This window comes from Zarconia navalis LEGE 11467, from assembly GCF_015207075.1.
GTDB classification, from domain to species: domain Bacteria; phylum Cyanobacteriota; class Cyanobacteriia; order Cyanobacteriales; family Geitlerinemataceae; genus Zarconia; species Zarconia navalis.
The window spans coordinates 1-11316 of the sequence record NZ_JADEXN010000112.1 but is presented as its reverse complement, the minus strand read 5'-3'; the positions used below and the strand labels follow the sequence as shown (position 1 = coordinate 11316).

At 47.2% G+C, this 11316-nt stretch carries 12 protein-coding genes; 7 read left to right on the top strand and 5 right to left on the bottom strand.

The window, feature by feature from the left end; genetic code table 11:
* Window positions 1-317: nickel pincer cofactor biosynthesis protein LarC2 (gene larC2 / locus IQ235_RS08105; protein ID WP_264320977.1), on the top strand; the 317-nt coding region annotated here is incomplete at its 5' end.
* A gap of 105 nt (window positions 318-422) precedes the next feature.
* On the opposite strand, the gene IQ235_RS08100 is transcribed toward larC2, so the two are convergent.
* A complete protein-coding gene (locus IQ235_RS08100; RefSeq protein WP_264320976.1) occupies window positions 423-758 on the bottom strand; it encodes a winged helix-turn-helix transcriptional regulator in 336 nt (111 codons plus the stop codon).
* 108 nt (window positions 759-866) lie between these two features.
* On the opposite strand from IQ235_RS08100, the gene IQ235_RS08095 reads away from it, so the two are divergent.
* The 5 genes from IQ235_RS08095 (at window position 867) to IQ235_RS08075 (ending at window position 7176) form a co-directional block, all read left to right on the top strand.
* A complete protein-coding gene (locus IQ235_RS08095) occupies window positions 867-1112 on the top strand; it encodes a CDGSH iron-sulfur domain-containing protein (RefSeq protein WP_264320975.1) in 246 nt (81 codons plus the stop codon).
* 108 nt (window positions 1113-1220) lie between these two features.
* Window positions 1221-1916, top strand: a complete 696-nt coding sequence (locus IQ235_RS08090) for a pirin family protein (protein ID WP_264320974.1) — start codon at window positions 1221-1223, stop codon at window positions 1914-1916.
* 207 nt (window positions 1917-2123) lie between these two features.
* Complete coding sequence (locus IQ235_RS08085) at window positions 2124-2552, top strand: hypothetical protein (protein WP_264320973.1); 429 nt, start codon at window positions 2124-2126, stop codon at window positions 2550-2552.
* A gap of 730 nt (window positions 2553-3282) precedes the next feature.
* Window positions 3283-5193 (top strand): 1-deoxy-D-xylulose-5-phosphate synthase, encoded by a 1911-nt coding sequence (gene dxs, locus IQ235_RS08080; RefSeq protein WP_264320972.1) that lies wholly within the window; start codon window positions 3283-3285, stop codon window positions 5191-5193.
* Between the two features lie 219 nt (window positions 5194-5412).
* Window positions 5413-7176 (top strand): DUF262 domain-containing protein, encoded by a 1764-nt coding sequence (locus IQ235_RS08075; RefSeq protein ID WP_264320971.1) that lies wholly within the window; start codon window positions 5413-5415, stop codon window positions 7174-7176.
* A 15-nt stretch (window positions 7177-7191) separates the two neighbouring features.
* On the opposite strand, the gene IQ235_RS08070 is transcribed toward IQ235_RS08075, so the two are convergent.
* From IQ235_RS08070 to IQ235_RS08060, 3 genes are all read right to left on the bottom strand, one after another.
* Window positions 7192-7890 carry a Uma2 family endonuclease gene (locus IQ235_RS08070; protein ID WP_264320970.1) on the bottom strand — a complete coding sequence of 233 codons (699 nt, stop codon included), beginning with the start codon at window positions 7888-7890 and terminating at the stop codon, window positions 7192-7194.
* A gap of 157 nt (window positions 7891-8047) precedes the next feature.
* Entirely contained in the window at window positions 8048-8602 is a 555-nt protein-coding gene (locus IQ235_RS08065) for a hypothetical protein (RefSeq protein ID WP_264320969.1), read from the bottom strand.
* A 195-nt stretch (window positions 8603-8797) separates the two neighbouring features.
* Window positions 8798-9538 (bottom strand): methyltransferase, encoded by a 741-nt coding sequence (locus tag IQ235_RS08060; protein WP_264320968.1) that lies wholly within the window; start codon window positions 9536-9538, stop codon window positions 8798-8800.
* 181 nt (window positions 9539-9719) lie between these two features.
* Here IQ235_RS08060 and hslO point away from each other — a divergent pair, with 181 nt between their 5' ends.
* Complete coding sequence (gene hslO / locus IQ235_RS08055; RefSeq protein WP_264320967.1) at window positions 9720-10616, top strand: Hsp33 family molecular chaperone HslO; 897 nt, start codon at window positions 9720-9722, stop codon at window positions 10614-10616.
* Window positions 10617-10839: 223 nt separating this feature from the next.
* Here hslO and IQ235_RS08050 read toward each other — a convergent pair.
* Window positions 10840-11316: fatty acid desaturase (locus IQ235_RS08050; protein ID WP_264320966.1), on the bottom strand; the 477-nt coding region annotated here is incomplete at its 5' end.

Sequence of the window (11316 nt, the reverse complement as noted above, 5' to 3'; positions counted from 1 at the left end):
GTCCGGGGGTTTTGCTGAGTGTGGTTTGCCACCCCGGTCGAGTGGCGGCGTGCGAGGCGACGATGTTTCGAGAGACGACGACATTGGGCATTCGGCGATCGCGCCAGCAGCGATCGATTTTGGCACGGGAAATACAGACGGTGGAAACGCCCTATGGGACTGTGCGGGTGAAAGTTGCAAGTTATAAGGATGGCTCGATCGCTAACGTTCAGCCAGAATATGAGGATTGCACAAAAGTGGGCAGGAACCATTTAGTCGGTTGGCGTGACATTCACCGACTTGCCTTACAATCTTGGTACCATTCTAACATGAACTAGGGCGAAAATAAAGATGCATTCTTTCCTTTCTGGGTCAGCATTTAGCCGTTAGCTAGGGAATTGTGAATGCGAGAGATAACGGTTGAAGACCGAGTTCGTGCTTACCTAAATTGAATTTTTTTCTAAATGTTCGCCCCATTCATGCATGGCATTGAGAATGGGTTTTAAACTCTCACCCAGGGGTGTCAGAGAATATTCGACTTTTGGGGGAACTTGCGGGTACACTTCGCGATGAATCAAACCATCAGCTTCCATTTCTCGCAATTGCTGGGTCAACATTTTTTGCGTGACTCCCCGAAGCGATCGATGGAGTTGATTAAATCGTTTGACTTCGATAAAGAGTTCTCGCAAAATCAAAACTTTCCACCGTCCCCCAATTGCTTTTAATGTATGTTCCACCGGACAAGTACTGCGATCGGGATTCTTTTGTTTTTCGGTCATAGTATCTTTTTGGGTACTATCTTACTTTAAAGTGCATACTTTACATAATATCGGTACTTTCATTACAGTATAGATAGAAAGATTTAATTTGAAGAAAGGAGACGATCGATGACTCAATCTCAGCCTACGATTGCCGATACAAAACCGATCCTTATCGACCTCGAACCCGGAACATATTACTGGTGCAGTTGCGGTGAATCTTCAAAGCAACCTTTTTGTGACGGTTCCCATTCAGGAACGGAGTTCGCACCACTAAAAATTGAGATTGATGAAGCCAAAAAAGAGGCACTTTGTCAATGCAAGTACACGAAAAACCCACCGTTTTGTGATGGTAGCCACAGCCAACTTTCATGAGTTTTAAATTTCGAGAATAGAATTTTATTGCTTGCTCAAAATCGCGAACGGTGAAGTTTTCCTCAAAAACGAACCAACAACACCCAAAACTGAGTCAGGAGGATATTGATGATTACTCTACGCAAATCCCAAGAACGCGGACATGCATCCTACGATTGGCTCAATTCCTACCATACCTTTTCCTTCGCCAACTACTACGATCCCCAGCATATGGGATTTAGAAGCTTGCGAGTGATTAACGACGATCGAGTCCGTGGCGGTGCGGGTTTTGGGACTCATCCCCACCGAGATATGGAAATTATTTCTTACATCGTTGAAGGCGCTCTCGAACATCAAGATAGCATGGGAAATCGATCGATTATTCGATCGGGCGAAGTGCAGCGGATGACGGCTGGAACCGGTGTTACCCACAGCGAGTACAATCATTCTCCCACCGACGAGGTTCGCTTCTTACAAATTTGGATTCCCCCAACCCAGAAAGGACTCGCACCGAGTTACGAACAGCGGCAATATTCCGCCGCCGAAAAACAAGGAGCTTTTCGCCTTATCGTGTCGCCGGATGGTCGAGATAAATCCCTTTCCATTCATCAGAATATTTGTCTATATTCGACAATTCTCAAAGCAGGAGAAACCCTCAAGCATTCCCTATTTGAAAATTTCGAGAGTTGGGTGCAAGTGGTGAATGGAGAAATGACCCTCAATGATATCGAGATGCGAACCGGAGATGGTGCGGCGATCGAAAATGAAACCCAGCTCGAACTCACAGCAAAACAAGATACGGAAGTTTTACTTTTCGAGTTGTAAACATTGAATTTTGAGGACAATTCAGCCAAAGAGTCAGCATTGGGAATCTCCCGAGCTGACTTTTTGCCGTAAGCAATCTCTTAACTTGTGTAGAATAAGAAAAATCAACGTTCGATTTCATCGAATTCCCAATCGAAAAATGGGTCTAAAACTCGAAAGAGTTTTAGACCATTAACTACAAGTCATCCTGTCAATGCGCGATCGCTTATGACTCCTACCCTCATGGGTCGCTGGCAAACCCGAATTCTGCTTCTGACGATTGTCGGTTTTCCCATCACTTTACCCTTTTCTCTAGGGATTCTTGGCCCCGGTGCGAGTCCGGTATTCGGTTTAGTTTTGCTTTACGTTATCGGACTCGGGCTACTTTGGGATACCATCTACAATACCCTGCAAAAATTTCGTTGGGATCGAGATTGGCCCGGCTTGCTGCAACTGGTCGCGGGGATTTGGGAAGCTATATTTTTAGGATTAGTCATCAAAACCATCGGACTTCCCGGTATTGCCCCAGAAGCGCTGAGTTTGAGATGGTTTGCCTTCCACTATAGCTGTGTGTGGTTGGGGGTTTATTTGGTTTCTCAAAGTATTGTGCGCATCCTATTTCCGCGCTGGCGGTTTCGCGGCGGACGATGGTTATAAGCTTAGATGTAAGAAGTCAGGATTAACGTCAGATCCAGGTCAACTCCCAATGGGTCGGGGCGGGTTTTGAAGAAAACCTTTGAGCTGGTTGACGAAGATACTGCTAAACCCCCCCTTACAGACTTTTCGCGCTTAAGATACATCGAAATTGTCTAGTCTCCTTACCTTAAAAAGGGAATTTTCCGGTATCGCTGAATTGTTACGAATTTAGCAAGAAGAGATAGCTAATTGTAAATCACCATGACTCAAAGGTGTGAAGGATTACATCGGTTTGTATGACTGATTCATTATTGAGAATGCCTTTTTTTTTGCCGGTCGCTGCCTCCACATCCCAAACCTCACCACCGATCGATACAATTAACGGGCTTCAGTATAACTAAAGGTCTCAAGCACCGGATGAGACTCGCCACTCGACTCTCCCAAATTTGGAGTCGATCGAACCTCCTCAATTCAAGGCCTCAGAAAAAGTTGCACATCGCGTTATTAGTAATTTACATCTATCCTGTTCGCGAAGCTGTACTATCTAGGGAAATTAAGTCACACTAATGAAAGACTTAATTCAGATGTAATCGAAGCCTCATGCGTTGTTTCTAGAGTGCTAGCGTCAATCTTGCCAGTATCCAAAACCATTGGATCGAGCAGTATTCAGACGTTTAGCCCATGCCGCTTTGAAATTCGACCGATTTCGGTCTACACTTCTTAACTCATCACAAAGCTGGGTATTTAAAATATGCATCTAAGTGAAATCACACACCCGAATCAATTAAAAGGTCTATCGATTCACCAACTCGAAGAGATCGCCCGTCAAATTCGGGAGAAGCACTTACAGACGATCGCCGCGAGTGGGGGACACTTGGGACCCGGATTGGGGGTGGTCGAACTGACCGTGGGATTGTACCAAACCCTGGATCTCGATCGAGATAAAGTCACCTGGGACGTGGGACACCAAGCCTATCCCCACAAACTCCTCACCGGACGTTACGATCGCTTCCACACCCTGCGCCAGAAAGATGGGGTGGCAGGATACCTCAAGCGCTGCGAAAGTAAATTCGACCACTTTGGTGCCGGTCACGCCTCCACCAGCATCTCGTCGGCGTTGGGGATGGCCCTGGCGCGCGATCGCAAAGGGGAAGACTTCAAATGCGTCGCCGTCATCGGCGATGGGGCCCTGACTGGGGGAATGTCTCTCGAGGCGATCAACCACGCCGGACATTTGCCTAACACCAACCTGATGGTGGTTCTCAACGACAACGAAATGTCCATCTCCCCCAACGTTGGGGCGATTCCCCGCTACCTCAACAAAATGCGCCTCAGCGATCCGGTGCAGTTCCTCAAAGACAATTTAGAGGAACAGTTCAAGCAATTGCCGTTCTTCGGCGAAACCTTCACCCCGGAAATGGAACGGGTCAAAGAAGGGATGAAGCGGCTGGCGGTTCCCAAAGTGGGGGCGGTCTTTGAAGAATTGGGCTTTACCTACATCGGCCCGGTAGACGGTCACAACATCCAAGAACTGATTACCACCTTCAACCAAGCCCACCAAATTCCCGGTCCGGTTCTGGTACACGTGGCTACCACTAAAGGAAAGGGATATGCGATCGCCGAAAACGATCGCGTCGGCTACCACGCCCAGAAACCTTTCGACCTGGCGACGGGGAAAGCCTACCCCTCCACCAAACCCACTCCCCCCAGCTATTCCAAGGTGTTTGCCCAAACCCTGGTGAAGCTAGCCGAGGACAATCCCAAAATTATCGGCATCACGGCGGCAATGGCAACGGGAACGGGACTCGACAAGTTGCAGGCGAAATTGCCCCAACAATATATTGATGTGGGCATTGCCGAACAACACGCCATTACCCTAGCGGCGGGATTGGCTTGCGAGGGAATGCGTCCGGTGGCGGCAATTTACTCGACCTTCTTGCAGCGGGCGTTCGACCAAATCGTTCACGATGTCTGCATCCAGAACTTGCCCGTGTTCTTATGTCTCGATCGGGCGGGAATCGTCGGGGCAGACGGCCCGACCCACCAGGGACTGTACGATATTGCCTATCTGCGTTGCATCCCGAATATGGTGGTGATGGCCCCCAAAGACGAAGCGGAACTGCAACGGGCCCTGGTGACGGGCATCGAGTATACCGACGGCCCGATCGCCATGCGTTACCCGCGCGGCAACGGTTACGGCGCAGCCCTCGCCGACGAAGGCTGGGAACCCCTGGAAATTGGTAAAGGGGAGATCTTGCGCAACGGCGACGACGTGTTGTTGGTGGGATACGGGACGATGGTGTACCCGGCGATGCAAGTAGCGGAAATCCTCGGAGAACACGGCATCGAAGCCACGGTGGTGAATGCCCGCTTCGTCAAGCCGCTGGATACGGAGTTGATTTTGCCCTTGGCGCAGCGCATCGGTAAGGTGGTGACGCTAGAGGAAGGCTGCCTGATGGGCGGTTTCGGTTCGGCTGTTGCCGAGGCGTTGTTGGATAACGATGTTTTGGTTCCGGTGAAGCGGATTGGGGTTCCCGATAAGTTGGTGGATCATGCTTCGCCCAACGAATCGAAGGCGGATTTAGGCTTGCTGCCGTCCCAAATGGCGGACACGATTCGCAAGACGTTTTTTAGCCAGAAAACTGATGCGGTTCGGGTGTAATTTGTAGGGCGATCGAGTGTTTTTTCGCTCGATCTCAATTGTGAAGAAAGCGGGCAATATCGAGAGTGTCTAGATGGAAATGTGGAGAAAGTTTACATTTCGACGACCTTCGATTTTTTCGGCCCGCTTTTTTTGTGGAGTCCGTATTTTCTACAATAGAGAGATCGATCCTAAGTCGGGTATACTAGCCTAATTCGTTCTTCCCAAAATAGACGACTTATGGCAACGATCGAATCCCAAGACCTCAGTATCGGTAAACTCTTCAACGATTTTTATATCGTTCCTAGCTATCAGCGGGAATATGTCTGGGAGGACGAACACGTTAAGGATTTTTTTGAAGATATCCATAATGAATTTTCAGAAGATGGTCAACCATCTGATTATTTCATTGGGAGTATTATTGTCTGCGAAGAGCAGCATGGTTTGTACGAAGTTATTGACGGTCAGCAGCGCATCACAACGGCTTACATTTTGCTTTGTGCGATCCGAGATTATCTCGCATCAATCTCATCTCGCGAGTCGATCGAAAAGCTCAATAGCCAGATTGCATCGACCGATATTGATGAAGATGGAAATGATGTTTTTCGATATCGCGTTAAGCTTCAATATGAGGATAGTCGTGGTGTTTTAGAAAAAATTGCAAATAAAGAAGATCAAATATCAGAGCGAAGTTTAGATACTCTATCTTCTAAAAATATCGCTAATTCTTATTATATTTTTAAACGTTTATTAAAAAATGAATTTCCATCTGAAGATTTGGTTATACCCCAAATTAAAAGATTTTATGCCTATTTAAATAAAAGCGTAATATTAGTCCGAGTTAAAACAGATACTCGAGGAGATGCACTCAGAGTTTTCGCAACAGTCAACAATCGTGGCGTAAACCTTGAAGCGATTGACTTAGTTAAAAACTTAATGTTCATGAAGGCAAAAACAAAAGAATACGATCGCCTCAAGCTTTATTGGAAAAATATGGCTGATGTGTTGTTTAAATCAAAAGAAAAGCCAATGAGGTTTATGCGATATTTTATTATCGCATTTTACAATAACTCGGATTCTTTAAAGTCAGATATTTATGGCTGGTTTCTAAATTCAAAAAACCAAGATGTTTATCAAAAAAATCCGGTTAATTTCGTAAATCATTTGCTCCTGGGTTCAAAGTATTATGTTGATTTTGTTGATGGCAAGAGTATCAACGAAAAATACAATCAGAATATTGCCAATATCCGAAAAATCAGCAGTTCTGCGAGAATGCCGTTTATGGTACTACTGGCAGGAACTCGTTTGCCTTTAGAATTATTTTCGGAACTATGCAAACATGTCGAAAATATATTCTTTATCTTTCTATTCTTGCGAGAATCAACCAGTTCTTTTGAAAAAATATTTATTCGATGGTGTTTTCAAATTCGTAATATTAAAACAAAAGCGGAGTTTGATGATTTTGTTAACACCCATATAAATACTCAAAAAATAAGACTGGCAGAACGTTTTAATCTATCGTTTTCTAACCTTGAAGAATCTTCTGTCCCGAAAGCTCAGCTTCGCTACATTTTGGCGAAACTCACTCAATATCTTGATGAAAATGCTTATGAAAGCGATCGAGATTTGAGCATTTATCTGAGTAAATCCGTTGAAATCGAACATATTCTACCTCAACAACCGAAAGCTGCTATCAAAAAAACATTTGATAAACCTGACGAAATTGAAGGTTATATCAAAAAACTGGGTAATTTAACATTACTCGAAAAGTCAATTAATAAGTCAATTGGGAATAAACCATTTGAAGAGAAGAAAGTAGAGTATCCCAAGTCTCAATATATTCTCACGCGATCGATTTCTGAAAAAATTGAAGTGGGAAAAAATACAGCCATCAACCGTGCCACGGCAAATCTCCAACCCTTCGATGAATGGACTTCCGAATCGATCGAGCAGCGTCAGAAAATGCTAACGGAATTAGCCAAGAAAGTTTGGGAGATGCCCTAGAAAGCGCGATCGTCCTTATGCAGATTGCAACGACTGCAAAAACTCCTCGTGCGCCGCACCTGCAACCCCTTCGGTTACCATCGCCAGAACCCGTGCCAAATCCCCTTCAAGCAGCGATGTCACCGCCAGCCACAAACCGGGAAACACTTCGCTACGAACGATTCCCATCTCATCCGGTTGCAGGCGATCGTACTTTCCCTCGCGCAGGCGAAACCAATCGAAGGCGCGATCGTAAACCTGCCACACCAAATATTCTTGCACTTGGTTGCGGCGATAGACTTTCAATTTTTCGTGCAAGTCGTAAGATGCACTACTCTCAGCAATTTCAACGATTAACTCCGGCGCACCTTCGATGTAATCGTCGTCGTCGCTGATGTGAGATTGTCCCCCCACCTCAATTCGCAACAGTGCATCCGGCTGAACTTCGTTATCCGAGTCGAGGCGAACCGTCGCGTTATCGGATATATCGATACCCGGTGTCGCCGCAAAGTAAGTTCCCAGCCAACCCATAATACAGGCGTGAGGTTGACCGTGTTTGCGATGTCGGACGGGAGATGACATAAAGACAAGACCTTCGATGAGTTCGGCTTTTTTTACCTGCGGCATGGCGCGATATCGCCGTTCAAATTCCAGACGAGTCAAGCGATCGCCATTTTCTAGCGGTGGCAATTCTAGCGCGGGTTGCAAGGGGGAAACGACCTCTTCAACTCTCATCGCCTTTCTCTCCCGAACATCAACAACCCTTATCAGTTTATAAGGATGCACCCGAGTGGCGCATCCTCGATTGTTTTTGGGTGGCACAAACGCGATCGAGCGGCGATCGATCGAAGTCAGTCAAAGCCACTTAAAAAGCAATTCAAATCGATTGACACTATCGCGACAAATTGGCCTGACAGGTGGCGAGGATCTCCCGATCCGATCGATCGATTTCAGCGACTGGATAATATCCATCGAGTCGGGGTTCTGTTGCGATGCCATCGGTCGTTGCCACGAAGTTGCCGTTGTCTACGGCGATCGCGTAGGGAAAAGCTTGCTGGCTGTAGCTATCGATGACGTTCAATGCCAGTCGATCGCCGCTAGAGGTGCCGTAAAAACAATCGAAGGAAGAAGACGGCTGATAAAACGCACCGACAACCTGCTCCTGGCGCACTTCAAAAATTGCGTACGCTCGACCGATTTGTTGCGGTTGAGAGGACTCTCCCTGAAGGTAAATCCCATCGGAAAAAGAGGTTTGTGAAGGATAGGAGATTGCATTCTGAGGCTGTGTTACAATCCGTTTCTTTTGTACGGCTTGTGCGCTAGAGACGAATAGACCCGTGGCGATCGCACCCAAGGTGAAGATCGAAAACAGTTGAATGGTCTGAGTCCGCGTTCTTGCTATCTGCTGTGCTGCTACTCCTCCAAACAGTCTAGCGAAAATTACCATTGCCTGACACCACAAAAATTTCTACAGTTATTAGTGTCTCATCCACCCCAGAGAGTGTCAGCGATCGCCTGCATGGATGTCTAGCGATCGATTCGCTCATTAAATGCGATCGATGTCAATGCATGAATGACTCTTTAATGATATAATTTCCTTCTATACTGATTAACTTTTCTTAATCGATCGAACGCTGTTATTTTAGCGAAAAAAGCACAACAGTTGCGTTGTGTCAATTTTGTCTTGATAAAGATTTTCGACTTTGCTAAACCCATTCTGGCTGGCAAAAGTCGTCAAAGTTGCCTCGGTTTCGGGAAAATCTTTTGAAAGTAAATGTTCTTCAATTGAGGCATACTCTTCGGCAGAAACGGCCTGCCAATCTCGACGCACGTTCCCCAAATAGCGGTGGAGATAATTCTCTCGCGTTTCCTCTTGCGGGCGAACGACATCGGCAAGCAGAAAAACCCCATCTGGGTTGAGAAGCTCGTGCAGCCGGGCGATCGTTTGCTCTTTTTGTTCGTACGAGAGGTGGTGTAGGGCAAAAGAGGCGAGAATGACATCAAAGCCATCGTCACGGTTGCTTATCAGTTCCGGAACCACCGTAAAGAAGTTGCCCTCGATGAAGCGCGCGGGACACGAAAGGACGGCAACATTCTGACGGGCGATTTCCAAAGCGGCAGCCGACAAATCAATTCCTTGGTACAACGAGATCGGAGTGTTCGCTAAAGCCCGAACGGAAAACGTGGCATCACCGCAACCGAGATCGAGGAAAGTAAAGGGTTGCGAAAAGCGATCGGCTAAAAACACCTGCAAGACATCGTACAACTCGCGATGCCCCATGTAGTTGTGTCTGAGGATTTTTTGGTAAAGCTGCCATTGCTTCTCGAACAACTCATTGGAATGTAGCGAGGGTCGATCTGGTAAATGGCGGGTGGCGGACATGGCAGGCACTTTTTTGGATAAGGGAGAAATCTCACTCGATCGCTTCCTAGACAGTTATAGCAATTTATTTACAAACGGCAATAGTGCGATCTACCTAAAAAATCTTCCCAAGTCCCCTTCTACTCTTGCAAAGATGCCACAATAAATAAAACCAAAACTGTTAAGAAACTTAAATTTTTGTATGGTTGACCAGTTAATCCGCGCAACTGCAATCGAAGGAGGCATCCGTTGCGTCGGTGTCATCACCACCCAACTGACACAGCAGGCACGGGAGCGACACAAACTCTCTTACGTCGCAACAGCAGCTCTCGGGCGGACAATGACTGCGAGTCTGCTTCTGGCATCGAATATGAAGCAACCGCAGTCTCGGGTCAATATCCGAGTTCGGGGCAACGGGCCCTTAGGGGGGATGCTAGTTGATGGCGGTCTTGATGGTACGGTGCGCGGCTATGTGAGTAATCCCAGTCTTGAATTGCCCCCCAAACCCAACGGTAAGATTGATGTGAGTCGTGCCGTTGGGTCTAACGGTTTCCTCTACGTCATTCGAGATATCGGCTATGGGTATCCATATTCGAGCACTGTCGAACTCGTATCCGGCGAAATTGGTGACGATGTGACCCACTATCTGGCGACCTCAGAACAAACACCATCGGCGTTACTTTTAGGAGAATACGTGGAACCGCAGGGTGTGACGGCTGCTGGGGGAATGTTACTACAAGTGATGCCTAAAGCCGCTCGCGATGAAAACCTCGTAGCCACCCTCGAATCTCGCGTATCGAATCTGTCGGGTTTTACGTCTCTTTTGCAGGCGGGTCAAACCCTACCGGAAATCTTCGATCGTCTTTTGGGCGATATGGGACTCAATATTCTGCCAGAAGTCCAGATGCTGCGCTTTCACTGCCGTTGTTCGTCCGATCGAATGCTTGGTGCTCTGAAGATGTTGGGAGAGGCAGAGTTGGAAGACATGATTGAAAAAGACAATGGAGCAGAAGCCACCTGCCACTTCTGCGGGGAAGTCTATCACGCCAGCAGCGACGATTTAGCAAATTTGATTCGCGACTTGCAAGCACAGGGGTAATATGCAAGTTCGGTTAAATACTTACAATTCCGGTTCAAGCAAGCATCGGGTGCATCGGGAGAGCATTGGAGAATCCCTACAGCAATTGCGCTCTTTTTGTCACGAATTATCCGAACTTGAGATCGGGGAGAATTCGGAAGCACCCAAGGGCGGAATTTAGAATTTCCGAAAGACGCGCGCGCAGAGCTGATCGGGGTCTGTTTTTAGCTCCCCTTCCAATGCTCTATTTCACCGCAGACGGTAACTTGTACCAGGGAAGGTGGGGATATTCGTGATGTTCCCAGTGGTAGCCGAAGTGATAGCAGGTGAGAAACGACCAAAATCTCGAATAGTGACTGCTTCGGGAACGATGGCGATTCGTGTATCCCCCTTTCGGTTCGCGGTGCGGTAAGAAAACGCCGAAGTAAAACATTTGCACGGTACTTGCCAGCATCGGCAAACTCCAGACAAACAGCACGTTGGCGATCGGGAAATGTAAAATTGCCCACATGGAATGAAATAAGACCGTCATCGCCAACATCTGAAGCCAGCTCCCTTTATACTTCATATTGGTCGCCATAAAGGCAATAAACCACCGAATCGCGTTGTGCTGGTGCTTCTGACAAAAATCCGGGTCTCGTTCTGTTGCCGGATGCCGGTGATGCATTTGATGCTTTTCGAGCAAGACTTGGTAGGGTAGAAGGGCGTAAGCCCCGATCGC

What these genes read in the sequence shown, in the direction of transcription:
- hslO (WP_264320967.1), top strand. Translation starts at nt 9,720, where the DNA reads ATGGTTGACCAGTTAATCCGCGCAACTGCAATCGAAGGAGGCATCCGT.
- IQ235_RS08065 (WP_264320969.1), bottom strand. Translation starts at nt 8,602, where the DNA reads ATGGTAATTTTCGCTAGACTGTTTGGAGGAGTAGCAGCACAGCAGATA.
- IQ235_RS08075 (WP_264320971.1), top strand. Translation starts at nt 5,413, where the DNA reads ATGGCAACGATCGAATCCCAAGACCTCAGTATCGGTAAACTCTTCAAC.
- IQ235_RS08090 (WP_264320974.1), top strand. Translation starts at nt 1,221, where the DNA reads ATGATTACTCTACGCAAATCCCAAGAACGCGGACATGCATCCTACGAT.
- IQ235_RS08060 (WP_264320968.1), bottom strand. Translation starts at nt 9,538, where the DNA reads ATGTCCGCCACCCGCCATTTACCAGATCGACCCTCGCTACATTCCAAT.
- IQ235_RS08100 (WP_264320976.1), bottom strand. Translation starts at nt 758, where the DNA reads ATGACCGAAAAACAAAAGAATCCCGATCGCAGTACTTGTCCGGTGGAA.
- IQ235_RS08095 (WP_264320975.1), top strand. Translation starts at nt 867, where the DNA reads ATGACTCAATCTCAGCCTACGATTGCCGATACAAAACCGATCCTTATC.
- IQ235_RS08085 (WP_264320973.1), top strand. Translation starts at nt 2,124, where the DNA reads ATGACTCCTACCCTCATGGGTCGCTGGCAAACCCGAATTCTGCTTCTG.
- IQ235_RS08070 (WP_264320970.1), bottom strand. Translation starts at nt 7,890, where the DNA reads ATGAGAGTTGAAGAGGTCGTTTCCCCCTTGCAACCCGCGCTAGAATTG.
- dxs (WP_264320972.1), top strand. Translation starts at nt 3,283, where the DNA reads ATGCATCTAAGTGAAATCACACACCCGAATCAATTAAAAGGTCTATCG.